The sequence below is a fragment of the Candidatus Mycobacterium wuenschmannii genome, from assembly GCF_030252325.1.
GTDB classification, from domain to species: Bacteria; Actinomycetota; Actinomycetes; order Mycobacteriales; family Mycobacteriaceae; genus Mycobacterium; species Mycobacterium wuenschmannii.
In genome coordinates, this window is record NZ_CP126981.1 from 514,756 (window position 1) to 539,091 (window position 24,336).

The window sequence follows — 24,336 nt, forward strand, 5'->3', positions numbered from 1 at the left end:
GTGCTACAGCGAGCCGAACAGCCCCGTCACCAAGGCGCTGAAGTCGGTGAACAGCTGCATGCCGACCTTGTCGAGATCGGTGAACAGCGCGGTGATGTCGGTCGTCGAGAGATACCCGTCCGTCGAGAAACTGGGCAAGTTGGTCAGGAAGTACTCGAAGTAGTTCCCGAAGTCGGCCAATGCCGCCTGGTCGTCGGTTCCGCCGAGCGCTGACAGCACCGCGTCGAAGTTGGGTCCCACGGCGAGGGTGCTCGGGAGGTCCCCGATGTAGTCGGCCTGGAGAGCGGCCAGCAGCAACGGCTGGTCCGCAGCCTGCGCGCCGAACAGGCCGTTGATCTCGTCCAGGAGGGCCGTGGTGCTGGCCAGGTAGCCGTCGTACAGCTGGGTCGCTCCGCCGTCGAAGACGTTCAGGTAGCCGCCCACCTCGACGGGAACACCGCCGATGGTCCCTTCGACGGGGAAGATGCCGCCGGCTCCGGTCGAGTCGAAGAACTCGTTGCCGTGCGGCTCGAAGGCGGTCCACACCGAGTCCTCGAAGCCATTCGGGTGCACCACATCGACGGCGATGGCGTTGATGTAGGCGATTTCGGCGTCGCTGACGGCGTCCACCAGCGCGACGTCGTGGTGCTGCACCGACGGCGCGTCCTGCTCGGCCACCGGCGAGCCGCTGTACGGCAGTGACCCGAAGAGTCCTGCCGCGGCGATCGCGGCGGTGCCGATGATCGCCCGTTTCGTTACTGCGTGCATGGTCGTACCTTCCCCGTGATTGATGGTGGGCTGGCGGCGCAAGTGCCACTCGAGCCATCCGAGGCCGCGACGCATCCACCACATCTGTAGTGCCGCCGGCTGGCCATCGCTCCGTCCTCCCCTCGGACACCTGATGAATCTCAGGTTTCTGTAAGGTACAGCTCATATTTGTAATAGGTATGAACTTGGCCGACAAACTTTAGGAATTTTTTGTGAGCTAAACAGTGCTGCTAGAAGGATTTTTGGCGCGACGGCAAGTGGCCTGGAACGCTGGCAGCGGCGGCTGAGGATGCCGGTTGGGTTCTAACCTTTTTCTCAGACTCGGAGTCGTCCGGGAGGCATTCCCTATCGGGCGGCGAGAGGAGAGCGGCGCGTCGGGCGTTTACAGCTGAAGCTCATAGACGTCTTCCGCGGAGGCCGCCAAGATGTGGCGCGCCATCTCCACGTTCAGGTTGTCGAAGTGTGCCTCTTCGGCCTGGTCGCGCTCGGCCTTGCCGGCCAGCGCGAAGAACTCCTCGGTGATGAAGCCGGGTCGCATCATCAGGGTCGCGGTCCGGCCGTTGACGGTGGCCTGGAAGACGAAGCCCTGCAGCATGCGGCCGCGGCCGGGACGGACCAGGCCGGAATCGATCGAGTAGCGGCCGTCGGTCACAGCTCGCGTCACTGCCTCGATGCCGTCGCGGATGCCCGGTTCGTCGAACGCCGCGCGGACGACGATCGATCGACGTTGCGGCGGGTGGTTGGGGGACAGCGCGGCGAAAGCCCGCTGCAGGACCTTGAGCGCGCTGGCGACGCCGGCCCGGGAGAACGGACCGGCGTAACACAGCATGTCGGTGTAGGAGAACTCGAGCAGTTGCCCGAGTTCCTGCACCAGGATCGTCTCGTCCATCCCGACGACTGTAGGCCCGGGACGGCGCCCCGACCTACCAACCATCCGGTTGGTATATCTTGGGCGCAGAGTTCCCAACCCCGCCGGAGGCATCTCATGGGTAGCGCCATCAAATACCAGCGCACACTGTTCGAGCCCGAGCACGATCTGTTCCGCGAGTCGTACCGCTCGTTCCTGGAACGCCACGTCGCCCCGTACCACGATGAGTGGGAGAAGGCGAAGATCGTCGACCGCGGCGTGTGGCTGGAAGCCGGTAAGCAGGGCTTTCTTGGAATGTCGATCCCCGAGGAGTACGGCGGCGGTGGCAACTCCGACTTCCGCTACAACACCATCATCACCGAGGAGACCACCTACGGCCGCTACAGCGGCATCGGCTGGGGTCTGCACAACGACATCGTCGCGCCCTACCTGATGAGCCTGACCACCGAAGAGCAGAAGCAGCGCTGGCTGCCGAAGTTCTGTACCGGCGAACTCATCACCGCGATTGCGATGACCGAGCCCGGCACCGGCAGCGACCTGCAGGGCATCAAGACCCGCGCCGTCAAACACGGCGATCACTACGTGCTGAACGGCTCCAAGACGTTCATCACCAACGGCATCAACGCCGACCTGGTGATTGTCGTGGCGCAGACCGACCCGGACAAAGGCGCGCAAGGCTTTTCGCTGCTGGCAGTCGAACGTGGCATGAAGGGCTTCGAGCGAGGCCGGCACCTGGACAAGATCGGCCTGGATGCCCAGGACACCGCAGAATTGTCGTTCACCGACGTCGAGGTGCCCGCCGAGAACCTGCTCGGTGAAGAGGGCATGGGCTTCATCTACCTGATGCAGAACTTGCCGCAGGAACGGATCTCGATCGCCATCATGGCCGCGGCCGCGATGGAGCAGGTGCTCAAGCAGACGGTGGAGTACACCAAGGAGCGCAAGGCCTTTGGCAAGCCGGTCGGCAGTTTTCAGAATTCCCGATTCTTACTCGCCGAACTGGCCACCGAGGCAACCGTCGTGCGCATCATGGTCGACGAATTCGTCGCACTGCACCTCGAAGAGAAGCTGACGGTCGAGCAGGCCGCCATGGCCAAGTGGTACGCCACCGAGAAGCAGGTGCACCTGATCGATCGCTGCCTGCAGTTGCACGGGGGATACGGCTATATGCGCGAATACCCCGTTGCGCGTGCGTATCTCGACGCGCGCGTGCAGACCATTTACGGCGGCACGACCGAAATCATGAAGGAAATCATCGGTCGCAGCCTCGGTGTCTGACCACGGGAATTGATTGCGCGCGAATCACCTTTGCGCGCACTCCGTGCCGTCCTGCGCGCAACGCGGCTCCGTCGAAAAGTGGCTGCGGACTAGGCCAATCCGGCAAATCGTCGCCGGTGGTCCCTGCCCAGTTCAGGCGCGCGTGCGAACTCGGTCAGCGCAGATCGGGCGGCTATTTGTGCCGCGATGTGCGTTTCTACAGCTACGGACCGTAATCTGAAGGCCGAACGACACAAACCGGCCCAACGGACCGCAATTCGGCATCGACACGATGACCATTCCGTAGGGTCTCTGTATGACTTCCCATGCGGTCGTCGCCTGCAGCAGAGCTGGGCGATCCGCGGGGCGGTTGAAACTGTGCCCCGAATTCGGGTTCGGCGGCCGCGGGAGGGCGGGATGACAACGCAGCGAAAACGATCGGGCATCCTCGCGCGCTCGACGCGTGGCCTGGTGGCGCTGGCAGTGACACTCACCTGCGCGGCCCTGCTGACCCCCGCCGCGAGCGCATCACCGATCGGCGACGCCGACAACGCCATCACCGCGGCTTGGAAAGACGCCGGCGGGGACACCTCCGACCTAGGCGCCAAACAGGGGGAGTGTTACGTCGCGGGCCAGGGATTCGCCCAGGACTTCGTGCACGGCAAGATGTTTTTCACGCCGGCCAGCGGACCCCGATCGATGATGGGCGCGATTCTCGACAAGTACGAGTCGCTCGGTGGGCCGGCCGCTTCCGACCTCGGCTTTCCCATCACCAGCGAAGTTCGCGGCCTGGCGGGCCCGGACAGCCGGGTCAGCACCTTCTCGGCCAGCGACAAGCCGCTCATCTACTGGACCGCCGACCACGGGGCCTTCGTCGTGCGCGGTGCGATCAACGCGGCGTGGGACAAGCTGGGCAGCTCCGGTGGCGCACTGGGTGTTCCGATCGGCGACGAGACCTACGACGGCGAACTCGCAACCCAGGCGTTCAGCGGTGGCAAGGTGTCCTGGAACCGGCTGACCAAGGCCTTCACCACCGTCCCACCCGACCTGGCCGGCCAGCTCAGCGGGTTGCAGGTGCCGGTCGACCCGACCGCCGACATCAACATGGCGTGGCGGGCCGCCGGTGGGGCCGCCGGTCCGCTGGGAGCCAAGCAAGGCGACCAATATCCGATCGGCGCGGACGGGCTGGCCCAGAACTTCGCCGGCGGCAAAATTTTCTTCAGTCCTGCGACCGGTGCGAATGCCGTCCAGACCGACATCCTGACCAAGTACGAGGCACTCGGCGGACCCGCTAAAAGCGATCTCGGTTTCCCCATCTCCAACGAGGCCGACGGCGGCCTGAAGCCCGCAAGCAAGGTCAGCGCATTCTCCGCCGACGACAAGCCGATCATCTTCTGGAGCGGAGATCACGGCGCGTACGTGGTGCGCGGGGCGATCAAGACCGCGTGGGACAAGCTGTTGGGCGCGACCGGCAAGCTCGGTGCGCCAATTGCCGACCAGACCATCGCCAAGGACGTGATCACGCAGAAGTTCACCGGCGGCCAGATCGCATGGAACAAGACGAAGAACACCTTCACCACTCAGCCGGCCAACCTGGCGTCGGCGCTGTCCGGCCTTCAGGTGCCGGGGCAGAAGACGCCGGCTAACTCCGCGACCCCCAACGCCGGAGGCAGTTGGCTGTCCGGCCACTGGGTGTGGCTGGCGGTCGGGGTCGGGGCGTTGCTGCTGATTGGTGTGCTGGCGTTGCTGATGCGCTCGTTTGGTCGCCGTCGCGCCGTCAAGCGCGACGCCATCGGCCACTCGGACGACGCCGCATACGAGCCCGTCACCGAGTCGGTCTCCCAATGGTCGCCCGAGGGTGACAGCGAATTGGCGTCGTCGAGCCTGGCCAAGGACTACCGGCCGCCGCGTCCGCGAACCGTGCGGCTGCCCAGTCAGTCGTCCAGCGCGTGGGCGCCGCCGGAGCACAGGAGCCTGGTCGACGAACTGCTCTCCGACGATGAAGCCGACAGCACCGAAAAGTTCTCCGAGTTCCGCGAATTCGGACAGGACGACGATTTCGGTCACGACGACGACTTCGAGCACGATGACGATGTCGAGCACGACGACGACCCGCACCACGACGCCGATGAGCATTTCGACGAGGACTCGGACGACGTCGACACCGACCCGACCGGAATTCCGGTGGCCGACGATGTCCGCGGCGGTCGGCATGCGGCGGCGGCAGACGACGACGCGCTCGTCACAGAGGCCGTGCCGATCGCGCGAATTGCGCCGGGGCAGTTGGCGATTCACCTGCCGATGGACGACCCGTACCAGGTGCCGGACGGCTACGTCGTCAAAGCCAACGCCAGCTCAGGGTTGTACTACATGCCCGACAGCGAGCTGTACGACGACACACCGGCAGAGATCTGGTTTGCCAGTGAAGAAGTCGCCAAGGCGAATGGATTCCACCGGGCCGGTTGACCGGCGACGTCAGATCTTGCGAATGACCGTGACGACCTTGCCGAGTACGGCCGCGTCGTTGCCCGGAATCGGGTCGAACGCGGGATTGTGCGGCATCAGCCAGACCTGGCCACCGGTGCGCTTGAACGTCTTGACGGTCGCTTCACCGTCGATCATGGCCGCGACGATGTCGCCGTTGTCGGCGACGTTCTGCTGGCGGACCACGACCCAGTCGCCGTCGCAGATCGCCGCATCGACCATCGACTCGCCGACCACCTTCAACAGGAACAGCGCGCCCTCACCGACGAGTTCGCGCGGCAGCGGAAAGACGTCCTCGACGGCCTCCTCGGCCAGGATCGGGCCACCGGCGGCGATCCGGCCGAGCACCGGCACGAAGGTCGGCTCCGGCAGCGCATCCGAGCCGGCGACGTCGGTGAGCGCCGGAGTCTTGGATGCGTCGTCGGCCGAGCGGACGTCGACGGCACGCGGCCGATTCGGGTCGCGGCGGAGGTAGCCCTTCTTCTCCAGCGTGCGCAGTTGGTGTGCAACTGAGGACGTTGACGTCAGGCCGACGGCGTCGCCGATCTCCCGAATGCTCGGGGGATAGCCGCGGCTGGTGACCGACGCGCGGATGACGTCCAGGATGGTCCGCTGGCGCGGCGTCAGCCCTGAATCCGCAGATCGCGGGGCACGTGCGGAGTCGGCGTCCGGGGTCTGGCTATCGCTCATATGGACGAATGTAGCGGCATTTGCCCTAGATATCAAACATGTGTTCGACCCGTGTCGCGATTAACGCCTGATCAGGGCTGCAAAAGTTGTCGGTGGGCCGTTCTATCGTCTTCAGCGTGTGCAACAGTTCGATCACATGTTCGGTTTTCGAACACATTATCGATTACTCTTCGAACAAGTGATCGACCCGCAAGCCCGACTGGAGGACCCCACATGATGCACATCGAGACGATCTCCCGCAGCCCGCAGCCCCGGGTTCGGCCGGTTCAGGTGCGTCCGGCCGGCCGCAGCGGCCGCCCCGGATCCCGCGGCCCGCAGTCATCCAGGCCCGTCGCGGCCCCGCCGCGCTATCGCGGTACCGGCGTGCTGATGTCGAACGCATCGCATCGCGCCCGGCCGATCACCCCGGTGACCACCGTGGCGCTCGCCCTGGTCGCCGCCGGCATCACGGTCTGGCTGGGGTTCGTCGCCCACTTCGGCGGCATGCTGCACAGCGGTCCCGAGAAGGCCGCGGTCCAGATGCCGGACCAGCTCGCCGTCGTCCGGGTCGAACCCGGGGAGACGTTGCAGCACTTGGCTGCCCGGGTTGCCCCGGACGCGCCGACCAGTCAGGTCACCGCCCGCATTCGCGAACTCAACGAGCTCGACTCGTCCGCGGTGACGGCGGGGCAGACGCTTATCGCGCCGGTGGGCTGAGCCGTTCACCAGCCGCGACACTCCCTGACGCTAGGCCGTCGCCCTTGGGCGCAGGTAGGCTCGGGGAGGCCCGGGACACCCCCGGATCGGCGCGGCAAAGGAGCGGCCATGCACTGTCCGTTCTGTCGGCACCCGGATTCGCGAGTCGTCGACTCCCGTGAAGCCGATGAGGGACAGGCGATCCGGCGCCGCCGGTCGTGCCCCGAGTGTGGCCGCCGATTCACCACCGTGGAAACCGCGGTGCTTGCTGTCGTCAAGCGCAGTGGCGCGACCGAGCCGTTCAGTCGGGAAAAGGTCATGCGCGGCGTGCGGCGAGCATGCCAGGGACGCCAGGTCGACGACGACGCGCTGAGCCTGCTGGCACAGCAGGTGGAAGACGCGGTTCGGGCGGGCGGATCGCCGGAGGTCCCCAGCAACGAGGTCGGGCTGGCCATCCTCGGCCCACTGCGCGATCTCGACGAAGTGGCGTACCTACGATTCGCGTCGGTGTACCGGTCTTTCGAATCCGCCGCGGATTTCGAGCGCGAGATCAAGGCGTTGCGGGCCCACCGAAAGGTGTCCGCCCCCGGTTGACCGGCGTCGTAATGTCGGAGCATGACTCGTGTCGTGCACACCCAGGTATGCGTCGCCGGCGGTGGTCCCGCGGGCATGGTGCACGCGCTTCTGTTGGCGCGGGCGGGAATCGACGTGACGGTGCTGGAGAAGCACAATGACTTCCTGCGAGATTTCCGCGGCGACACCGTGCATCCGAGCACGCTACGGATCATCGACCAGCTGGGGCTGATCGACGAGTTTCTTCGCCTCCCGCACACCAAGGTCCGTCGTCTCGCCTTCGATACCGACGGGACGCTGCGAACCTTCGGGAACTTCAGCGCGCTCGCGCGGCTGGGCTTCAAGCAGCCCTACATCGCGTTGATGCCGCAGTGGGACTTTCTCGACTTCCTGGCCGAAAAGGCAAGCGCTTACCCGGAATTCACGCTGATCCGCAATGCGGAGGTTACCGACCTGATCTTCGACGGGGATCGCGTCGTCGGAGTGCGCACGCCCGACCTCGAGGTGCGTTGCCAGTTGGTGATCGGCGCGGACGGACGCAAGTCCGCGGTGCGCGCAGCGGCGGGACTGCAGACCGCAGCGTCGAACTCGCCGATCGACGTGCTGTGGTTCCGGCTGAGCTGGCGTCCGGGCGATCCGCAGGAGTTGGTGGGGATCGTCCGCAAGGGCCTGATGATGGCGATGATCTATCGCACCGACTACTGGCAGATCGCCTACATCATGCCCAAAGGTGAGAACCCACGCGACGGTTCGCTCGGAGAGTTCACGCAGCGGCTCGTCTCCGTGCAGCCGCAACTGGCCGAGCACGTCAAGGATCTGCACTCGTGGGACGACACCAGCCAGCTCGACGTGCGGGTGGACCGCCTCGAGAAGTGGTGGCGAAAAGGGTTGTTGTGCATAGGAGATGCCGCGCATGCGATGTCGCCGGTCGGCGGGATCGGCATCAACCTCGCGGTCGCGGACGCGGTGGCAGCGGCCAACGCGCTGTGCGGCCCGCTGCGCGAAAACCGGGTCACCGAAGCCGACTTGGCGAAGGTGCAGCGCCGCCGCGAGCTACCGACCCGCATCATTCAGGCCGGTCAGGTGTTCATTCAGAACAACGTCATCGAACCGAATCTCGCCGGCGACCTGTCCCCGGTCCGGGTGCCGAAAATCGTCGGCCGCGGGCCATTTCAATACATTCCGCCGATTCTGGTCGGCAGCGGAATCCGACCCGAACGCGTCCGTACGCCCGACGTGCACGCCGGACTAGGCTGACCGGATGCCGCCCGAACTACACCCCAACCTGCACCACCTGGCGCCATTGCTCGGCACCTGGCAGGGCCGGGGGGCCGGCGAGTACCCGACCATCGAGTCATTCGACTACCTCGAAGAAGTCACGTTTTCCCATGTGGGCAAACCGTTTTTGATCTACGGCCAAAAGACCAAGGCCGCGGCCGACGGGGCGCCGTTGCACGCCGAAGCCGGTTACCTCCGGGTGCCGCGCTACAACGAGATCGAACTGGTGCTGGCGCACCCGAGTGGCATCACCGAGATCGAAGTCGGCCGCTACATTGCCGACGGCGACACCATCGAGCTCGAGATGTCGACGACTCAGGTCGCCATGACGCCGTCCGCCAAAGAGGTGACGTCACTCGGTCGCCGATTCCGGGTCCACGGCGACGAGCTCTCCTACTCCCTGGAGATGGCCGCGGTCGGGCAGCCGCTGCAGCATCACCTGTCGGCGACGTTGCATCGCAAGGGTTAAGAGATTCGACGCACGCCGTCCTCGGCGACGAAGCCGCCGACCCGGACCCAGCCGTGTGGGCTCCACGTCGTCTCGATCACCGATCCCGCACCTTGCGTGATGTGCAGGTCGCGGCTGAGATAGTCGGTGATGCGCACGGCCGCCGACCCCGTCGCCTCGTCTTCTGGCACACCGAGATTGGGCGCGAACATTCGCGAGCGCAACGACCCGGCGGGCTCGTCGGTCCATGTCCAGAGATAGTGTGCGACGTCGTCGGAGAAGTCGGCTGGGTCGGCGGCGGCCAGGTCGTCGGCGCTGTCCACATCGTGGATCGCGAACTCCGGTGACCAGTCCGAACGGGCGCTGACGGTAGTGATGTCGCCGTCGAAGCGCACCTGCACCAGGCCGGCGGGCACCTGCAGCGTGTGAATGGGCCGGCCAATCGAGCGCAACCACCACGCCGCTCCGACCGTCGGATGCCCGGCGAACGCCAGTTCGGTCAGCGGGGTGTAGATCCGCGCTTTCGCGGTGGTGGCCCCGTCTGTGGGCACCTCGACGAAAACTGTTTCGCTGTAACCCAATTCGGTGGCGATTCGCTGGTGCTGGTCTGGTGTGATCGTGGCCGCGTCGACGACGCCGAGTAGATTGCCGAAATTGCCTGCCGCATCAGTGAATACCCGCAACACGGTGACGTCGACGCTCATGGGAGCGACTCTACGGGGCCGCGGTCAGGTGGCGCTGCGCTCGTCGGCGCCCATGGCCTCGAGCACCGCGACCCGGGTGTCGATGGGTCCGGACACCGTCTGTGCACCGCCGCCGGTGCGGAGCAGTTCGCGAAGCGCGGTCTGGTCGTAGTCGGCCGGCGCGGTGGTGTCGATGAAGCGCTCGACGATCTCGATGAAGCGGTCGGGATCGTCATGGAACGGGAAATGCCCGGAGCGCTCGAAGATCTCGAGCTGGGAGCCCGGCATGGCGGCGTGCGCCATGTGGGCGTGGCTGATCGGCACGACGACGTCGTCGGTGCCCCAAATGATCTGCACCGGAACGGATTGCGTCAGATAACATCGGTCCAGCATCGTGACGCTCTGGCCGCGCCAGTCCACCACCGCGCGCAGTGTCCGGGTGAATGCCGCCGAGGCCATCGGCTCTGGGAGGCCGGCCAAGATCCGCAGTACATCGGGCAGATCATGGCCGATCGCGGTGGAGCCCACCAACATTCCGGCCGCGCGGCCGACGATTTGCAAAGCCGGCAGCACCAACGGCAGTCGCAGCAGCGCCAGCGCCTCGCTGCCCATCGGCAGCGACGCGAACCGCAGCAGAATGTTGACGTCCTTGGTGACGCCGCCGGCGGCGACCAATACCAGTCGCTCTACCAAGTGCGGGAACTGGTAGGCGAATTGCATGGCGACACCGCCGCCGAGCGAGTGGCCGATAACGGTGACGCGCTCGATGTCCAGAACCGACAGCAGGTCACGCATTCCGTTGGCGTAGGCCGCAGCCGAATAGTCCGCGCGCGGCTTGTCCGACTCGCCGTGTCCCAGCAGATCGACCGCGATGACGGTAAACCGTTGCGCGAGAGCGGATTGCACGGTCGACCAGGTCGTCGAGTTATCGCCGATGCCGTGGATCAGCAGGATCACCGGACCGGAGCCGGCGATACGGAACGCGCGCCGGTAGCCGTGCACCGTCCGGAACTGGAGTTGCGGCGTGACCTCGCGCACCGAGCGAAGATTCGGTTTGCGCTGAGTCATGTCGCCAACTTCGCTGTCGGGCCCGATAGGGCGATCAGGTCGGATCGTCGTCGTTCTTCTCGGCCTGCTGGGCCAGGAATCGCTCGAACTCGGCTCCGAGTTCGTCACCGCTGGGTAGATCTTCATCCCGCGTCAGGAGAGACCGATTCTCTTGCGCGGCAATGAAGGCATCGTACTGTCGCTCCAGCGCCTCCACCACTTGAGCGACATCCGAGCTGGCCTCGACCTGTTCATCGACTTTGACCTTGACTTCTTCCGCAGCCTCGGTCAGAGAGGTCAGAGGAAGTTGCAACGCGCCGGTCTTGGCCAGCTGCTCCAGCAGTGCCTGCGCAGCCGCCGGATAGTCAGTCTGCGCCAGGTAGTGGGGGACGTGCACGGTGTAACCGACGACCTCCTGACCGTGCTGCGCCATCCGGTACTCCAACAGGTTCGACGCGCTGCCGGGAACCTGCACCTCGGAGATCCACGGCGTGAAGTCGGCGATCAGCTCGCGGTTGTTCGAGTGCGCGGTCAGCGTGATCGGCCGGGTGTGCGGTACGGCCATGGGGATGGCGCCCAGACCGATGGTCTGTCGCACGCCGAGCCGCTCGGCCAGCAACCGGACGGCTGTGATGAACCGCTCCCACTTCAAGTCCGGCTCCATGCCGGCCAACAACAGAAACGGCGTCCCTACGCTGTCGTGCATGGCGTAGAGGCTCAGTTCGGGGTCCTCGTAGTGGGTGAAGTGGTCGGTCTTGAACGTCATCAGCGGCCGCCGCGAGCGGTAATCGAGCAGTTCATCGATCGCAAACGACGCCACCAGCTCGGTGTCCAGCGAGTTCTTGAGGTGGCCGGCCGCCAGCTTGATCGCGTGACCCGCGTCGGAGAAGCCTTCGAGGGCGTGCACCAGAACCGGCCCGCGGCCGTCGGACAGCGACAGTTGGGGCGCCGGGAACTCGAGCTCGTACATGGCGTTCTGCTCGGGCTGGTAGCGCCGGTCCCGGTCGGGTGTTTCGGACGGCTCGTTGTGGCCCATCTCGGTTGCCTCCTCGCCACGGCGCGGTGTCACTCGCCGTGTCAGATAGTGTCCCTCAGTCCGCCGAGCAGCGGATACCTGACCCGCCCGCCACTGTGCTGACCAACGCGATCAGCACCGGCGACATTCCGGGGCATACCCGATTCCCGCTGCGCCGAAAGTGCCACGCCGACAGCGTCGATCGGCGCTCCCACGTGTGCAATCGGGCATGATCGACCGCGATGCGGATATTGGCGATAGCGGCGGTGCTAGCGATGGTGCTGGGCGGCTGCGGACATTCAGCCCAATCGGTACCCGTGATCAGCAAACCGGATGAGGCGGTCGCCGGCGCCATGAACCGGGTCATCGCCGCGCCCGTCGACCCCGATCCGCGGGTTGGTGCGATCTTCCTGTCCGAGGGCGATCTGCACGCCTGCACCGGTTCGGTGCTGCACTCGACGGCGGGCAATCTGGTGCTGACGGCCGCGCACTGCCTGAGCACCGGCGGCGGACCGGTGCGCTTCGTTCCCGGGTTTGCCCGCAACGTCGTCCCCGCGGATGTGTGGACGGTGGACACGGTCTACCTGGATCCGCGCTGGCTGGCGACAAAAGACCCCCATGCCGACTACGCGATCGCCCGCGTGAGCCGGCCGTCCGGCGGACTGGTGGAGGCGGCGGCGGGCTCGGCGTTGTCGCTCGGTTCCGCACCCGCGAGAGGCAGCGAGGTGACCGTGGTGGCTTATCCGGCGGGAATCGGCGGGGCGCCGATCGGGTGCCGGACCGGCACCGGACTCAGTGATGCCGGCTACCCCGAGTTGCCGTGCGCAGGCCTGGTCGACGGGACCAGCGGCGCGCCCTGGATCAGCGGTTCGACCGTCACCGGTGTGATCGGCGGCCTGCACGGTGGCGGCTGCGCGGAGAACCTGTCCTACTCACCGCCGTTCGACGAGCACCTCGCCCAGCTGTTCGCGCGGGCGCAGGCCGGCGGCCCGGGTGATGCGGCGCCGAGGTCCTTCGACGACGAGTGCTGACGGCCGCTCCGGTCATTCACAGTCGGTGCTTCATGCACAGCAGGCCGCCGCGGCCGCTCGCAACGCGGACGGCGTGACGGTGTCGCTTGCCAGCGTCGTCGCCATGACCAAGCAGCGACATGACTTTGAACTGAATCGGCCCGGCGCGGTGATCGCCGCGCTCCCCGCGGTGCTGGGCTTCGTGCCCGAAAAATCGCTGGTGTTGTTGTCGATCGACGGCGGCGAACTCGGGTCGGTGATGCGCGTCGACCTGTCCGACACGATCGCCGAACAGGTCGCGCATCTCGCGGAGGTCGCCGCCGCCGCGGGCCCTGAGGCGGCCATCGCGGTGATCGTCGACGCCGACGGCGCGGGCTGCCCGATGTGCAACGACCAGTACCGCGACCTGTGCTGGACGTTGACCGACGAACTCGCCAGGCACGACATCGCGTTGTGGGCCGTCCACGTCGTGGACCGGGTGGCGGTCGGCGGTCGCTGGCACTGCGTCGACGGCTGCGGCGCCGGAGGTGTTGTCGAGGACCCGTCGGCCTCGCCGCTGGCGGCCGCCGCGGTGCTGGACGGGCGGCGGCTCTACGCTCGCCGAGCCGATCTGCAGGCGGTGATCGCGGTCGCCGACCGGTTCCGCAGCGCGGAGTTGACCGACCTGATCGCCGAGCGTGCCGCGCTGCGCGACACGTCGCATCGCGCCGACTCCGATCGCTGCGTGCGCCGCGACATCGAAGCCGCGATGGCGGCCGCGGCTGCCGTCGCCGACGGGCAGCAGCTTGCCGACACCGAGGTTGCCGGGCTCGCCTGTGGGTTGGCAGACGTCGAAGTCCGCGACACGTTGTACGCGCTGGCCGTCGGGCACAGCGCCGGCGACGCGGAGTCGCTGTGGGCGTTGCTGTCGCGCACGCTGCCGATGCCGTGGCGCGTCGAGGCGTTGGTGTTGTTGGCCTTCAGCGCCTATGCCCGCGGCGACGGGCCGCTGGCCGGGGTGTCGCTGGAGGCCGCGCTGCGCTGCGAGCCGGGGCATCGGATGGCGGGGATGCTCGACACGGCGCTGCAGTCGGGCCTGCGGCCCGAACACATTCGGGAGCTGGCGATCACCGGCTACCGGTTGGCCGATCGGCTCGGGGTGCGGCTACCGCCGCGGCGAGTGTTCACCCGCCGTGCGATGTGAGTGGCTAGACCTTTTCGACCTTGACGGCGTGCGCCATCTCGTGCGGCAGGCCCACGTTCTCGTGGCCGGGGATGACGATCGTCACGCCGCCGGCCTGGTTGGACTCGACGGTGACGCGCGCGTTCGGGACGACGCCGGCGTCCTTGAGACGGCTGATCAGGTCGATGTCGCCCTGCACGTGCTCGGTCAGCTGGCGCACCACGACGGCGACGGGCGGGCCTGCCGGCAACTCCGTCAGCCGGACCAGGTTGTCGTCGTCGGGGCCGAAGCCGTCGCCGATGCCAAGATCGATGAGCCCGGGGATCGGGTTGCCGAACGGGGAGGTGGTCGGGTTGTTGAGCACCTTCATCAGCCGGCGCTCGACGTCGTCGCTCATCACGTGCTCCCAGCGACAGGCCTCGGCGTGGACCTCTTCCCACGGCACGCCGATGACGTCGACCAGCAGCCGCTCGGCGAGCCGGTGCTTGCGCATCACGGAGACGGCCAGCGCCCGGCCCTTATCGGTCAGCTCGAGGTGGCGGTCGCCGGCCACATGCAGCAGCCCGTCGCGCTCCATTCGCGACACGGTCTGGCTGACCGTCGGCCCACTCTGGTCCAGCCGTTCGGCGATACGGGCACGCAGCGGGGTGACGCCCTCTTCCTCGAGGTCGTAGATGGTCCGCAGGTACATCTCGGTGGTATCAACCAGGTCGTTCATTCCGCACCTTCCATTGCCGCCGAGTCTACTTGGCAAGCTGGGCGAATGGTTCGCTAACACTCCAGCGCAGCAGTATGCCCGCCGCGGCTGCGGCGGGCATACTGTCTCGCTTCTGGTCGGGTCGTCAGCTCGCGTAGGAGCGGAGCCGGTCGGCCCGCTCACCGTTGCGGAGCTTGGCCATCACCTCGCGCTCGATCTGGCGGACCCGCTCGCGGGACAGACCGAACAGCTTGCCGATCTGATCGAGTGTGCGGGGCTGCCCGTCGTCGAGTCCGAAGCGCAGCCGGATCACCTGATGCTCCCGCTCGTCGAGCGTGGCGAGCACGCTGCGGATGTCGGTGTGCAGGAGTTCGGCGATCACCGAGTTCTCTGCGGACATGGCCTCGGCGTCCTCGATGAAATCGCCCAGCGGCGCTTCCTCTTCGGAGCCGACCGGCATGTCGAGGCTGACCGGGTCACGGCTGTGCTCAAGCAGATCGTTGATCTTCTCGACGGGGATGCCGGACTCTTCGGCAAGTTCCTCGTCGCTGGCTTCCCGGCCGAGGTTCTGGTGCATCTCCCGCTTGATCCGGGCGAGCTTGTTGACCTGCTCGACCAGGTGGACCGGCAGCCGGATAGTGCGGCTCTGGTCGGCCATGCCGCGGGTGATCGCCTGGCGGATCCACCACGTCGCGTAGGTCGAGAACTTGAATCCCTTTGCGTAGTCGAACTTTTCCATCGCGCGGATCAGGCCGAGGTTGCCCTCCTGGATGAGATCCAGCAGCGGCATACCGCGACCCGTGTAGCGCTTGGCCAGCGAGACGACCAGTCGCAGGTTGGCCTCCAGCAGATGGCTGCGGGCCGCTTCGCCGTCGCGCACGATGGCGGCAAGATCGCGCTTGCGGTTTTCGCCCAAGCGCTTGCGGGTTTCGAGCAAATGCTTGGCGTACAAGCCGGCCTCGATGCGCTTGGCGAGTTCGACCTCGTCGGCTGCGGTGAGCAGTGCCGTCTTGCCGATCCCGTTCAGATACACGCGCACCAGATCTGCGGCTGGGCTTTGAGAGTCCAGATCGCTGTCCCGGCGTGTGGTGGCATTTGCCATGGCGGCCTCCTGATCGGCGTGAGCTTTCACGGGGTACAACGACCCATCGGGTGAAGTAGTTCCCACGCGCTTGCGATCTCACACGCGCTGACGTGCGCGAATGTTGGGCGGCCCTAAGAATGTACTGAGAACTGCTAACAAATGCCGGTTATGCGGAACCGTCGATGTGCCCGTGCCGCCATTCCGGTTGGGGCGCCGAAGGACTGCGGCGTTCCAGGGCGGGTCGCTCGGCGGTGGGAAACAGGGGAGTGCGCCGTTGCGGACCGTCGAACCGGCGCGGCTCGTCGGCCCGGCGGGGCGGGCGGTCGTTGGCGATCAGGACCGCGATCCAGGGCAGTGGAATCGAGAACGCGACGATGGCCAAGGAGATAAGCCCGTTGTGCCACAAGCCGTATGCGAATGCGGCCAGCAGGAGCGCCGGTATCCGGAACGACATGATGGTCAGGTACTTCCGGACGCGTTGCCGGTGCTGTACCTCGTATGCGGGTGCGGCGGCGGTGATGAGGATCGGTCGACCATCGTCGTCGAAACCCAGCTCGTGGCTGTGCCTCATCACTCCACTGTTCCATAAGTTGACGCACGGGGGCGGGGGCGGTTCCGGCACAATGTGCGACATGGACACCCAGACGATCGAACGCACCGACACCGACGAACGCGTCGACGACGGGACCGACAGCGACACTCCCAAGTACTTCCACTACGTCAAGAAGGACAAGATCGCCGAAAGTGCGGTGATGGGTTCGCATGTCGTGGCGCTATGCGGCGAGGTGTTCCCAGTGACGAAGTCGGCGAAGCCCGGCTCGCCGGTGTGCCCGGACTGCAAGCGAATCTACGAAACCCTCAAGAAGAGCTGACGCGGCCGGTATCCGTCGGCGACGGCTCGTCGTCCGTCGTCGCGACCTCGTCGGCGACTTCCTTGGCCCGCTTGACCAACCAGCGCCGCATCCGGTGGGCGTGCGTCCGCGGGGCCGGCCATGCCTCCTGGATGGCGGCGTTGAATTCGGCGCCCAACATGATCGAGAAGCCGCCGAAGAACGCGAACAGCAGAAAAGCGATCGGGGTGGCCAGCGCGCCGTAGGTGTAGCCAGTGCTGGTGATGTAGCGCAGATAGATCCGCAGCCCGACGGTGGCGACAACGAAGGCGACGCTGGCCAGGGTCGCGCCGAAGATCAGCCGGTGAGTCGGCAGCGGGTCGGGCAGGGCGACCCGGTACAGCACGACGAGCGTTGCGATGAGTCCGGCCAACAGCACCGGGTAGTACCCGTACGCCAACACATCCTGCATCCGGTCGGGGATGAACTCGGCGAGCTTTCGCGGGCCGCGCACTAACAGCGGCGCGCTGATGATCACGAACAGCAGTGCCAACACATACAGGGCGAGTGCGTAAAACCGTTGCCGCACCGGATGCCGCAACGGGGTTTGATCGTGAGCCTCGACCACCGCGTCGACGAACGCCGACACCGCCGAGGACCCCGCCCACAGCGAGATCAGGAAGCCCAGCGACACCACCTCGCCGCGGGCTCCGCCCTCGATGTCAGCGATGGTCGGCTCGATGATCTCGTGTACCACGCTCTGCGAGAAGATCTTGTTGGACAACGACACCAAGTAATGCTCGATGCCGCCCATGGTGTCCGGGCCGAACAATGGGGCTACGTAGGCCAGGCTGCCCAGCAGTGCGAGCAACAGCGGCGGTAAGGACAGTGCCGACCAGAACGCCGCTCCGGCGGACTCCGAAAAGATGGAGTCGTCCCAACTCTTGGACAACGCGCGTTTGGTGGTGCGCCAGATTTGATGCCGCGACGGTTTCACTGGAAGGTCGGTCATGACCCGTCAAGGATTACCGACGAACGCTGTTGCCGCCAGGTTTGCAGGTGGCGAGTCGTGTGATTAAGCGTCGATCGGGTCGCCGCTGATTTCCAGCACGGCGGACAATTCGATCAGCTTCGCCTCATGCTCGTTGGCATGGTGCTGGCAGAAGAGGAGTTCTGCTCCGGAGGGCAGCTTGGCGCGAACCCGTGCAGCAGCACTGCATCGATCGCACCGATCAGCCCGGGTCAGTTCTGGACTGGTCAACGTTGCATTCATGACTACTCCGTTCTGCCTTCTCTACTGTCTCAGATGTCTGTGCTTTTGGCCGTCTTCACCGGGGGTTTACCGGCTGTGTCGTTTCTCACCTCGGTCGGCGGTTTAGGCCGTCGGGCAAGATGGTGCTTATGAACCAGGGGTCTGCGGTGCTGCTCCATCTCTGCTCCGCTGACGACTGGTCAGCCGCTCAGGCTCAGGGCGAGCATCGGCCCGAGTCGCTCGCCGACGTTGGCTTCGTGCACCTGTCGACACCGGAGCAAGTGCACCTGCCGGCCAACCGCCTCTACCGCGGTCGCGACGACCTTGTTCTGCTGCACATCGATCCGTCTCATCTGGCTTCACCCATTCGTTGGGAACTAGGGGTAGCAACGGATCCGGAGTCGATGGTGTTCCCGCATCTCTACGGCCCCTTGCCCGTTGGCTCTGTGATCAGCGTCACCAGCTACCGCCCGGGCGCCGACGGAGCGTTCCCGTCGCTGGGTGCTTAGGCGTCGACCTCGATCTCGACGAGCAGGCCCGGCAGGATCAGCGCGGCGACCTCGACCATGGTGGCGGCCGGGCGGATCCGACCGAAGATCTCGGCGTGCACGGCCGCGACCTCGCGCCAACGTCCGATGTCAGTGACGAAGATGCGCGTGCGGACCACGTCGGCCAGCGTCGCGCCCGTTTCGCCGAGCGCAATCTCGATACGGCGCAACACGTCTCGCGCCTGTGCACCGATGTCGTCGGACGGCACCGCTGCGGTGGTGCCGGATACCGCGATCAGCGGGCCGACTCGCACGGCGCGCGAATAGCCCACGGTCGCCTCGAATGCGGTTCCCGACGAGACCAGGATGCGGCTGGGTGACATGGGGTCAACCTAGGACAGGGGACCACCCGGGCGCATCCGAATTAATTGCGCGACAGGGTCTTAACGACCGGCTTAGTCGAGGTAGTCGCGCAGCACCTGCGAGCGGCTGGGGTGCCGCAGCTTCGACATCGTCTTCGACTCGATCTGACGGATGCGCTCGCGCGTCACGCCGTAGACCTGACCGATCTCGTCGAGGGTGCGCGGCTGGCCGTCGGTGAGCCCGAAGCGCAGCCGTACGACGCCGGCCTCGCGCTCGGAGAGCGTCTCGAGCACCGACTGCAGCTGGTCCTGCAGCAGCGTGAACGACACGGCGTCGACGGCGACCACGGCTTCGCTGTCCTCGATGAAGTCACCGAGTTGGCTGTCGCCCTCGTCGCCGATGGTCTGGTCGAGCGAGATCGGCTCCCGGGCGTACTGCTGGATCTCCAGCACCTTTTCCGGGGTGATGTCCATTTCCTTGGCCAGCTCTTCGGGCGTGGGCTCGCGGCCCAGGTCCTGCAGCAGCTCGCGCTGGATGCGGCCCAGCTTGTTGATCACCTCGACCATGTGCACCGGGATACGGATGGTGCGGGCCTGGTCGGCCATGGCGCGGGTGATGGCCTGGCGGATCCACCAGGTTGCGTACGTGGAGAACTTGTAACCCTTTGTGTAGTCGAACTTTTCGACCGCACGGATCAGACCGAGGTTGCCCTCCTGGATAAGGTCGAGGAAGGCCATGCCGCGGCCGGTGTAGCGCTTGGCCAGCGACACCACGAGTCGCAGGTTGGCTTCCAGCAGATGGTTTTTCGCGCGATCGCCGTCGCGGCAGATCCACTGGTAATCACGGCGTTGCGCGGCGGGAAGCTTCTCGCCCTTCTCCGTGAACTCGGTCATCAGCTGGGTGCAGTACAGGCCGGCTTCGATCCGCTTGGCCAGCTCGACTTCCTCTTCGGCGTTGAGCAGCGCCACCTTGCCGATCTGCTTGAGGTAGGCCCGGACCGAGTCGGCCGACGCGGTCAGCTCGGCATCCTTGCGGGCCTGCCGCAGAGCCTCGGACTCGTCCTCGTCCCAGACGAAATCGCCTGAGGCCTTGTCCTTTTCGCTCGGCTCGACGATTTCCTCTTCGTCGGACTCTTCCTCGGCGGGCTTGGCCGGCTTCTTCGCGGCCGCCTCATCGGTGCCGGACTTCGCGGCGTCGTCCGAGTCGTCGTCGGACTCGTCGGATGAGTCGTCTTCGAGATCCTCGAGATTCAGGTCCTCGTCGGCGAGATCGATTTCGTCGCCGGGTCCGTCGGCAAGGTCGTCGTTGTCGAGTTCCTGATCTTCGCCCTCGGCGTCGGTGGTCGTCGCCTCGGCGTCGTCGGCGCCCTTCGTGCTCGCCTTCTTGGGGCGGCCGCGGGCCGGAGCGGCTTTGGTGGCCGCGCTCTTGGTGGCGGTACGGGTCTTGGTGGCCGTAGCGGCCTTGGCTGCCTTTGCCGGTGCCTTGGCTGCAGTCTTGGTGGCGGAGCCGTTGGTGGCCTTGGCCGGCGAACGCTTGGCCGCGGGTGCTTTGGCGGCGGTGCGCTTCACCGGCTCATCGGTCGCCGGTCGTGCTTTGGTCGCTGCCACGTAAACCCCTTCGGTAGAACTCACTTCCGGTGGCCGTAGGCATGCTCAACCGGAAGACGTCAGCTATGTCAGATGTCGGCGTCGATTATCAGGGTGGATATTCGCCGCTATCTCCTCGTGCGGCTGCCGGTGACCATTGTAACGACAGCGCGGCTACACCCCCGCCAGAGAGCGCAAATCAGTGGGTCACGTCGCGCGTCGCCGCCATCGCCGCGCCGACGATTCCGGCGGAATTCTGCAGGGCCGCGGCGACCACCGGGGTGCGATTCTTCAGCAGCGGGACCCATTTGTCGGCCTTGCGGCTGATTCCGCCGCCCGCGATGAACAATTCGGGGCACATCGCGTTCTCAATGGCGATCAGCACCCGCGTCACCTGCTTGGCCCACTTCTCGAAGCTCCAGCCCTTTCGGTCGCGGACAGACGACGCGGCGCGGTGCTCGGCCTCCTTGCCGCCCACTTCGAGATGGCCGAACTCGGTGTTGGGCAGCAATATCCCGTTGTGAATGACCGCCGATCCGATCCCGGTGCCGAATGTGAGCAGCACCACGACGCCCCCGGTGTCCTTGCCGGCCCCGTAACGCTGCTCGGCCAGTCCGGCCGCGTCGGCGTCGTTGAGCACGACCACCTCCTGGCCGTTCAAGCCGGCGCTGATGATGTCGCGGGCGTTGGTGCCGATCCACTTCTTGTCGACGTTGGCGGCGGTACGCACGATCCCGTCGGTGACGACGCCGGGGTACGTCACGCCGAGCGGCCCGGTCCAGCCGAACTCGTGGACGACGGCCGCGATCGTCTCGGCGACGGCCTTGGGGGTGGCCGGTTGCGGTGTCAGCAGCTTGTAGCGGTCGCCGACGAGTTCCCCGGTGTCCAGGTCGACGATGCCGCCCTTGATCCCGCTGCCACCGACGTCGATGCCGAATCCGCGCCGGGCCGGTGTGACGGACCCGCCGCTCGACGGTGCGGGGCTTGTCGAGTCGGAACTGGTCATCGAATCTCCTCGGCGGACGTAGGCGTCGACCAAACCCTAGTGCGTGGCTGGACGGCCGGTAGCTGTGATGCGATGGATCGGTGAGCACACCTGAGAATCACCCGGCGCAGCTTCGGGCGGTGGCCGAGTCGCTGGCCACCGAGGCGGCCGAATTCGTCCGCCGACGGCGCGCGGAGGTGTTCGGCTCCGACGCGGGCGCCGACGGCGACGACGCGGTGCGATCCAAGACAACCCCGACCGACCCGGTCACCGTCGTCGACACCGACACCGAGCGGCTCCTGCGTGATCGGTTGGCGCACTTGAGATCCGGTGACGCGGTGCTCGGCGAGGAGATCGGGGGACCGGCAAGCGTCGCGCCGGGCGCCGTCACCTGGGTGCTGGACCCCATCGACGGCACGGTGAACTTCGTCTACGGCATCCCGGCGTACGCGGTGTCGGTCGCGGCGCAGATCGACGGCGTTTCGGTGGCCGGCGCGGTCGCCGACGTGGTCGGCGGGCGGCTGTACTCGGCGGGGGCCGGCCTGGGCGCGCACGTCACCGACGCCGACGGCACCCGCCGGCTGCGGTGCAGCGCCGTCGACGACCTGTCGCGGGCGTTGGTGGGCACCGGGTTCGCCTACTCGCAGCGCCGCCGGACGGTGCAGGCGACGCTGGTGTCCAGCGTGCTGCCGAAGGTGCGCGACGTGCGCCGAATCGGTTCTGCGGCACTGGATCTGTGCATGGTCGCGGCCGGACGGCTGGACGCCTACTACGAGCACGGTCTGCACGTATGGGACCTGGCAGCCGGGTCGCTCATTGCGACCGAGGCGGGTGCCCGGGTGCTGTTGCCTGATCACGGCGACCCGGCGGGCAACGCCGCCCTGGTGGTCGCCGCCGCACCCGGGGTCGTCGATGCGCTGCTGGCGACGCTCGGCGAATTCGGCGGCCTGGCACCGATTCCCGGCTGACGGGGTCAGCAGGTGCCGGCGTGGATCTTTGTCAGCAGCGCGGAGTCGGCCGCCTCGGAGTCGCCGCGCTTGAGACCCGCCAGCACCGACGCGATGTCGTCGCTGTGCGCCAAGGCGCTGAACTCGGTGCCGATCGCCAGGTCGACGGAGTCGTCGGTGCGGTCGTCGCGGTACAGCTCCGCGCAGGGCGCGACCAGCCACACCGCAGCCGCGCCCGCCTGTCCGGCCTCGCCGAAGCGGATCTGCCCCTGGCAGTTCAGCCGCGTCTTGGCGTAGACGGGGTCATTGGCGGCGGTCGGCTGCGCGAACCCCAGATCCTTGAGCGCGCCGGCGACGTCGGCGGCCTGACCCCCGCGTCCGCTGGCGTTCAGGACGCGGACCTTGGCGTCGGCCAGTTTGGCCGGTGCGACGTTGATCATCGTGCTGCGCGACACCGCGCTGCCCAGGTGTGGCAGGGCCGGATCGGCCTGCTCCGGGGGTGCGTTGCAGACCGTGGCCTCGTGCACTTCGGTTGGGCGGGTCAGGGCGATCGTCCACACCACGGCGCTGGCCACCAGCAGCACCACCAGCAGGGCGATTGCCGGGCGGGCGTTGCGGCGCCGGAACGGGCGACCGTGCTTGTCGAACGCTGTGCCTTCAGTGATGTGCGCGACCACGTACGCACTCTAAAGCGCCAGGTTTAGCGGGAGGTAGCGCGGCTAAATAGGCGTTGTGACGTAAATCACACTTGAACACCCTGCGATACGGGCACGAATCGTTTTGCGGATGCGTTCGACGCTGGTACAAAGCTTTGCTTGCAGGGAAACCTTGCAGGGTTACGAGGGGACAGAAGATGGCTACCGATTACGACGCTCCACGGCGTACCGAGACCGACGACGTTTCAGAGGACTCTCTCGAAGAGCTCAAGGCACGGCGAAACGAGGCGGCGTCGGCGGTGGTCGACGTCGACGAGTCAGAGTCCGCGGAGTCGTTCGAGCTGCCCGGGGCCGATCTGTCCGGCGAAGAGCTGTCCGTCCGGGTGATCCCCAAGCAGGCCGACGAGTTCACCTGCTCGAGCTGCTTCCTCGTCCAGCACCGCAGCCGTCTGGCCAGCGAAAAGGGCGGCGTGATGATCTGTACCGACTGCGCGGCCTGACCGCTAACTGCGCAATGCCGACAACACCCGCTCGGGGTGGCGGGTGCTCACCAGCCAGTAGGGCGTCGGGTCGTCCTCATCGTCCAGCACCACCAGCACCATCGGCCCGGCCCAGCCTCGATGCAGCACGTAGGCGGCCGGGTCGAGCTGGCGCCCCAATGCTGCAGACTTGGCCGACCGTGGAATCTCGGCGGTGCGGGCGATGACGGCGGTGGGCAGGTGTGCCTCGCCGGCCCACAACTCGACTCCATCGTCGTCGGCGGTCACCCGAATCTCGATGCGGCCCAGCCACAACAGCGCGCCCGCGGCGACGACGAACAATACGGCGAAGGGGAGCCAGTCCGGCAGGCTCGGCACGCCCATGTTGACTTCGACCGCAATCAGCGCGGCCAGCCCGAAACCCAGTGGCCACCACCACCACGGCACCCACAAACGCTCGCTGTACCGCACGGTTTGCGGCGCGACTGGCGTCCCTGACACGCGGTCAAGGGTAATCTGTGCCCCCGTGTCGACCAGTCTGGCGGTTGTTCGTCTCGATCCCGGGCTTCCGCTGCCCGCCCGGGCCCATCACGGCGATGCCGGCGTGGATCTTTACAGCGCGGAGGACGTCGAGTTGGCGCCCGGTCACCGGGCGCTGGTGGCAACGGGGATCGCGGTGGCTATTCCGGTCGGGATGGTGGGTCTGGTGCATCCGCGATCCGGATTGGCTGCGCGGGTGGGACTTTCGATCGTCAACAGCCCCGGCACCGTCGATGCGGGTTACCGTGGTGAGATCAAGGTCTCATTGATCAACTTCGACCCCGTGACGCCGATCAAGGTCAACCGCGGTGATCGCATCGCGCAGCTGCTGGTGCAGCGCGTCGAACTGGTCGACCTCGTCGAGGTGTCGTCGTTCGACGAGGCTGGGCTGGCCGATACCTCTCGTGGCGACGGCGGCCACGGCTCCTCCGGCGGACATGCGAGTTTGTGACCGCCGACGACGATAGACAGGACAGAGTGATCCTGAAAGGC

29 protein-coding genes are annotated in these 24,336 nt (G+C 66.5%); 13 read left to right on the plus strand and 16 right to left on the minus strand.

What is annotated here, in order from left to right:
- Window positions 1–3: 3 nt before the first annotated feature.
- A complete protein-coding gene (locus PT015_RS02610; RefSeq protein WP_285188588.1) occupies window positions 4–747 on the minus strand; it encodes a hypothetical protein in 744 nt (247 codons plus the stop codon).
- A gap of 382 nt (window positions 748–1,129) precedes the next feature.
- A complete protein-coding gene (locus PT015_RS02615; protein ID WP_285188590.1) occupies window positions 1,130–1,636 on the minus strand; it encodes a hypothetical protein in 507 nt (168 codons plus the stop codon).
- A gap of 96 nt (window positions 1,637–1,732) precedes the next feature.
- On the opposite strand from PT015_RS02615, the gene PT015_RS02620 reads away from it, so the two are divergent.
- The gene (locus tag PT015_RS02620; protein ID WP_285188591.1) at window positions 1,733–2,893 is read left to right on the plus strand and encodes an acyl-CoA dehydrogenase family protein; all 1,161 of its coding nucleotides are present in this window, start codon (window positions 1,733–1,735) and stop codon (window positions 2,891–2,893) included.
- A gap of 396 nt (window positions 2,894–3,289) precedes the next feature.
- Window positions 3,290–5,338 carry an LGFP repeat-containing protein gene (locus PT015_RS02625; RefSeq protein ID WP_285188592.1) on the plus strand — a complete coding sequence of 683 codons (2,049 nt, stop codon included), beginning with the start codon at window positions 3,290–3,292 and terminating at the stop codon, window positions 5,336–5,338.
- Between the two features lie 9 nt (window positions 5,339–5,347).
- Here the strand turns inward: PT015_RS02625 and lexA are convergent, their stop codons facing one another.
- Window positions 5,348–6,046: a transcriptional repressor LexA gene (gene lexA, locus PT015_RS02630; RefSeq protein WP_285188594.1), complete on the minus strand. Its 699-nt coding sequence runs from the start codon at window positions 6,044–6,046 to the stop codon at window positions 5,348–5,350.
- A 213-nt stretch (window positions 6,047–6,259) separates the two neighbouring features.
- Between lexA and PT015_RS02635 the strand changes: the two genes are divergently transcribed.
- From PT015_RS02635 to PT015_RS02650, 4 genes are all read left to right on the plus strand, one after another.
- Window positions 6,260–6,742 carry a LysM peptidoglycan-binding domain-containing protein gene (locus tag PT015_RS02635; RefSeq protein ID WP_285188596.1) on the plus strand — a complete coding sequence of 161 codons (483 nt, stop codon included), beginning with the start codon at window positions 6,260–6,262 and terminating at the stop codon, window positions 6,740–6,742.
- Between the two features lie 108 nt (window positions 6,743–6,850).
- A complete protein-coding gene (gene nrdR, locus PT015_RS02640; RefSeq protein ID WP_285188597.1) occupies window positions 6,851–7,315 on the plus strand; it encodes a transcriptional regulator NrdR in 465 nt (154 codons plus the stop codon).
- 21 nt (window positions 7,316–7,336) lie between these two features.
- Complete coding sequence (locus PT015_RS02645) at window positions 7,337–8,551, plus strand: FAD-dependent oxidoreductase (RefSeq protein ID WP_285188598.1); 1,215 nt, start codon at window positions 7,337–7,339, stop codon at window positions 8,549–8,551.
- Between the two features lie 4 nt (window positions 8,552–8,555).
- The gene (locus PT015_RS02650) at window positions 8,556–9,041 is read left to right on the plus strand and encodes a peroxynitrite isomerase (protein ID WP_285188600.1); all 486 of its coding nucleotides are present in this window, start codon (window positions 8,556–8,558) and stop codon (window positions 9,039–9,041) included.
- On the opposite strand, the gene PT015_RS02655 is transcribed toward PT015_RS02650, so the two are convergent.
- Genes PT015_RS02655 through PT015_RS02665 form a run of 3 tightly spaced genes read right to left on the minus strand, consistent with a single transcriptional unit; the run spans window position 9,038 to window position 11,786 of the window.
- A complete protein-coding gene (locus PT015_RS02655; protein ID WP_285188601.1) occupies window positions 9,038–9,724 on the minus strand; it encodes a PhzF family phenazine biosynthesis protein in 687 nt (228 codons plus the stop codon). The genes PT015_RS02650 and PT015_RS02655 overlap by 4 nt on opposite strands.
- A gap of 24 nt (window positions 9,725–9,748) precedes the next feature.
- Window positions 9,749–10,771 carry an alpha/beta fold hydrolase gene (locus PT015_RS02660; protein WP_285188602.1) on the minus strand — a complete coding sequence of 341 codons (1,023 nt, stop codon included), beginning with the start codon at window positions 10,769–10,771 and terminating at the stop codon, window positions 9,749–9,751.
- Window positions 10,772–10,805: 34 nt separating this feature from the next.
- Window positions 10,806–11,786 (minus strand): proteasome assembly chaperone family protein, encoded by a 981-nt coding sequence (locus PT015_RS02665; protein ID WP_285188603.1) that lies wholly within the window; start codon window positions 11,784–11,786, stop codon window positions 10,806–10,808.
- Window positions 11,787–12,007: 221 nt separating this feature from the next.
- Here PT015_RS02665 and PT015_RS02670 point away from each other — a divergent pair, with 221 nt between their 5' ends.
- Together PT015_RS02670 and PT015_RS02675 are read left to right on the plus strand one after the other, a co-directional pair.
- On the plus strand, window positions 12,008–12,796 hold the full coding sequence (locus tag PT015_RS02670) for a trypsin-like serine peptidase (protein ID WP_285188604.1): 789 nt from the start codon (window positions 12,008–12,010) through the stop codon (window positions 12,794–12,796).
- A 103-nt stretch (window positions 12,797–12,899) separates the two neighbouring features.
- Window positions 12,900–13,958 carry a DUF4192 domain-containing protein gene (locus PT015_RS02675; RefSeq protein ID WP_285190893.1) on the plus strand — a complete coding sequence of 353 codons (1,059 nt, stop codon included), beginning with the start codon at window positions 12,900–12,902 and terminating at the stop codon, window positions 13,956–13,958.
- 4 nt (window positions 13,959–13,962) lie between these two features.
- On the opposite strand, the gene PT015_RS02680 is transcribed toward PT015_RS02675, so the two are convergent.
- The 3 genes from PT015_RS02680 to PT015_RS02690 all read right to left on the minus strand — a co-directional run bounded on the left by PT015_RS02680 (window position 13,963) and on the right by PT015_RS02690 (window position 16,352).
- Entirely contained in the window at window positions 13,963–14,655 is a 693-nt protein-coding gene (locus PT015_RS02680) for a metal-dependent transcriptional regulator (RefSeq protein ID WP_285188605.1), read from the minus strand.
- 124 nt (window positions 14,656–14,779) lie between these two features.
- A complete protein-coding gene (gene sigB / locus PT015_RS02685) occupies window positions 14,780–15,736 on the minus strand; it encodes a sigma-70 family RNA polymerase sigma factor SigB (RefSeq protein ID WP_285188606.1) in 957 nt (318 codons plus the stop codon).
- A 148-nt stretch (window positions 15,737–15,884) separates the two neighbouring features.
- Window positions 15,885–16,352, minus strand: a complete 468-nt coding sequence (locus PT015_RS02690; protein WP_390887919.1) for a DUF3099 domain-containing protein — start codon at window positions 16,350–16,352, stop codon at window positions 15,885–15,887.
- Between PT015_RS02690 and PT015_RS02695 the strand changes: the two genes are divergently transcribed.
- The gene (locus tag PT015_RS02695; RefSeq protein WP_285188609.1) at window positions 16,351–16,590 is read left to right on the plus strand and encodes a DUF3039 domain-containing protein; all 240 of its coding nucleotides are present in this window, start codon (window positions 16,351–16,353) and stop codon (window positions 16,588–16,590) included. The two genes, PT015_RS02690 and PT015_RS02695, sit on opposite strands and share 2 nt — an antisense overlap.
- On the opposite strand, the gene PT015_RS02700 is transcribed toward PT015_RS02695, so the two are convergent.
- Both PT015_RS02700 and PT015_RS02705 read right to left on the minus strand, forming a co-directional pair.
- A complete protein-coding gene (locus PT015_RS02700; protein ID WP_285188610.1) occupies window positions 16,577–17,560 on the minus strand; it encodes a YihY/virulence factor BrkB family protein in 984 nt (327 codons plus the stop codon). The two genes, PT015_RS02695 and PT015_RS02700, sit on opposite strands and share 14 nt — an antisense overlap.
- 63 nt (window positions 17,561–17,623) lie before the next feature.
- The gene (locus PT015_RS02705) at window positions 17,624–17,821 is read right to left on the minus strand and encodes a DUF7455 domain-containing protein (protein ID WP_067332495.1); all 198 of its coding nucleotides are present in this window, start codon (window positions 17,819–17,821) and stop codon (window positions 17,624–17,626) included.
- Window positions 17,822–17,949: 128 nt separating this feature from the next.
- Between PT015_RS02705 and PT015_RS02710 the strand changes: the two genes are divergently transcribed.
- Entirely contained in the window at window positions 17,950–18,309 is a 360-nt protein-coding gene (locus PT015_RS02710; RefSeq protein ID WP_285188616.1) for a DUF952 domain-containing protein, read from the plus strand.
- Here the strand turns inward: PT015_RS02710 and PT015_RS02715 are convergent.
- From PT015_RS02715 to ppgK, 3 genes are all read right to left on the minus strand, one after another.
- Window positions 18,306–18,671 carry a RidA family protein gene (locus tag PT015_RS02715; protein ID WP_285188618.1) on the minus strand — a complete coding sequence of 122 codons (366 nt, stop codon included), beginning with the start codon at window positions 18,669–18,671 and terminating at the stop codon, window positions 18,306–18,308. The genes PT015_RS02710 and PT015_RS02715 overlap by 4 nt on opposite strands.
- A 72-nt stretch (window positions 18,672–18,743) precedes the next feature.
- Entirely contained in the window at window positions 18,744–20,258 is a 1,515-nt protein-coding gene (locus tag PT015_RS02720) for an RNA polymerase sigma factor (RefSeq protein WP_285188620.1), read from the minus strand.
- 178 nt (window positions 20,259–20,436) lie between these two features.
- The gene (ppgK, locus tag PT015_RS02725) at window positions 20,437–21,243 is read right to left on the minus strand and encodes a polyphosphate--glucose phosphotransferase (RefSeq protein ID WP_285188621.1); all 807 of its coding nucleotides are present in this window, start codon (window positions 21,241–21,243) and stop codon (window positions 20,437–20,439) included.
- 80 nt (window positions 21,244–21,323) lie between these two features.
- On the opposite strand from ppgK, the gene PT015_RS02730 reads away from it, so the two are divergent.
- Window positions 21,324–22,190: an inositol monophosphatase family protein gene (locus PT015_RS02730; RefSeq protein ID WP_285188622.1), complete on the plus strand. Its 867-nt coding sequence runs from the start codon at window positions 21,324–21,326 to the stop codon at window positions 22,188–22,190.
- Between the two features lie 5 nt (window positions 22,191–22,195).
- Here PT015_RS02730 and cei read toward each other — a convergent pair whose 3' ends face one another.
- Window positions 22,196–22,846, minus strand: coding sequence for an envelope integrity protein Cei (gene cei, locus PT015_RS02735; protein ID WP_285188624.1), 651 nt, complete (start codon window positions 22,844–22,846; stop codon window positions 22,196–22,198).
- 176 nt (window positions 22,847–23,022) lie between these two features.
- On the opposite strand from cei, the gene PT015_RS02740 reads away from it, so the two are divergent.
- A complete protein-coding gene (locus PT015_RS02740; protein ID WP_067332485.1) occupies window positions 23,023–23,325 on the plus strand; it encodes a DUF4193 domain-containing protein in 303 nt (100 codons plus the stop codon).
- Between the two features lie 3 nt (window positions 23,326–23,328).
- Here the strand turns inward: PT015_RS02740 and PT015_RS02745 are convergent, their stop codons facing one another.
- Window positions 23,329–23,805, minus strand: a complete 477-nt coding sequence (locus PT015_RS02745; RefSeq protein ID WP_285188625.1) for a DUF3093 domain-containing protein — start codon at window positions 23,803–23,805, stop codon at window positions 23,329–23,331.
- Window positions 23,806–23,830: 25 nt separating this feature from the next.
- Here PT015_RS02745 and dut point away from each other — a divergent pair, with 25 nt between their 5' ends.
- Window positions 23,831–24,295: a dUTP diphosphatase gene (gene dut, locus PT015_RS02750; protein WP_285188626.1), complete on the plus strand. Its 465-nt coding sequence runs from the start codon at window positions 23,831–23,833 to the stop codon at window positions 24,293–24,295.
- Window positions 24,296–24,336 lie beyond the last annotated feature (41 nt).

Bases quoted from the DNA above. Each gene is read 5' to 3' on its own strand.
- PT015_RS02610 (WP_285188588.1), bottom strand. From the start codon at position 747: ATGCACGCAGTAACGAAACGGGCGATCATCGGCACCGCCGCGATCGCC.
- PT015_RS02615 (WP_285188590.1), bottom strand. From the start codon at position 1,636: ATGGACGAGACGATCCTGGTGCAGGAACTCGGGCAACTGCTCGAGTTC.
- PT015_RS02620 (WP_285188591.1), top strand. From the start codon at position 1,733: ATGGGTAGCGCCATCAAATACCAGCGCACACTGTTCGAGCCCGAGCAC.
- PT015_RS02625 (WP_285188592.1), top strand. From the start codon at position 3,290: ATGACAACGCAGCGAAAACGATCGGGCATCCTCGCGCGCTCGACGCGT.
- lexA (WP_285188594.1), bottom strand. From the start codon at position 6,046: ATGAGCGATAGCCAGACCCCGGACGCCGACTCCGCACGTGCCCCGCGA.
- PT015_RS02635 (WP_285188596.1), top strand. From the start codon at position 6,260: ATGATGCACATCGAGACGATCTCCCGCAGCCCGCAGCCCCGGGTTCGG.
- nrdR (WP_285188597.1), top strand. From the start codon at position 6,851: ATGCACTGTCCGTTCTGTCGGCACCCGGATTCGCGAGTCGTCGACTCC.
- PT015_RS02645 (WP_285188598.1), top strand. From the start codon at position 7,337: ATGACTCGTGTCGTGCACACCCAGGTATGCGTCGCCGGCGGTGGTCCC.
- PT015_RS02650 (WP_285188600.1), top strand. From the start codon at position 8,556: ATGCCGCCCGAACTACACCCCAACCTGCACCACCTGGCGCCATTGCTC.
- PT015_RS02655 (WP_285188601.1), bottom strand. From the start codon at position 9,724: ATGAGCGTCGACGTCACCGTGTTGCGGGTATTCACTGATGCGGCAGGC.
- PT015_RS02660 (WP_285188602.1), bottom strand. From the start codon at position 10,771: ATGACTCAGCGCAAACCGAATCTTCGCTCGGTGCGCGAGGTCACGCCG.
- PT015_RS02665 (WP_285188603.1), bottom strand. From the start codon at position 11,786: ATGGGCCACAACGAGCCGTCCGAAACACCCGACCGGGACCGGCGCTAC.
- PT015_RS02670 (WP_285188604.1), top strand. From the start codon at position 12,008: ATGCGGATATTGGCGATAGCGGCGGTGCTAGCGATGGTGCTGGGCGGC.
- PT015_RS02675 (WP_285190893.1), top strand. From the start codon at position 12,900: ATGACCAAGCAGCGACATGACTTTGAACTGAATCGGCCCGGCGCGGTG.
- PT015_RS02680 (WP_285188605.1), bottom strand. From the start codon at position 14,655: ATGAACGACCTGGTTGATACCACCGAGATGTACCTGCGGACCATCTAC.
- sigB (WP_285188606.1), bottom strand. From the start codon at position 15,736: ATGGCAAATGCCACCACACGCCGGGACAGCGATCTGGACTCTCAAAGC.
- PT015_RS02695 (WP_285188609.1), top strand. From the start codon at position 16,351: ATGGACACCCAGACGATCGAACGCACCGACACCGACGAACGCGTCGAC.
- PT015_RS02690 (WP_390887919.1), bottom strand. From the start codon at position 16,352: ATGTCGCACATTGTGCCGGAACCGCCCCCGCCCCCGTGCGTCAACTTA.
- PT015_RS02700 (WP_285188610.1), bottom strand. From the start codon at position 17,560: ATGACCGACCTTCCAGTGAAACCGTCGCGGCATCAAATCTGGCGCACC.
- PT015_RS02705 (WP_067332495.1), bottom strand. From the start codon at position 17,821: ATGAATGCAACGTTGACCAGTCCAGAACTGACCCGGGCTGATCGGTGC.
- PT015_RS02710 (WP_285188616.1), top strand. From the start codon at position 17,950: ATGAACCAGGGGTCTGCGGTGCTGCTCCATCTCTGCTCCGCTGACGAC.
- PT015_RS02715 (WP_285188618.1), bottom strand. From the start codon at position 18,671: ATGTCACCCAGCCGCATCCTGGTCTCGTCGGGAACCGCATTCGAGGCG.
- ppgK (WP_285188621.1), bottom strand. From the start codon at position 21,243: ATGACCAGTTCCGACTCGACAAGCCCCGCACCGTCGAGCGGCGGGTCC.
- PT015_RS02740 (WP_067332485.1), top strand. From the start codon at position 23,023: ATGGCTACCGATTACGACGCTCCACGGCGTACCGAGACCGACGACGTT.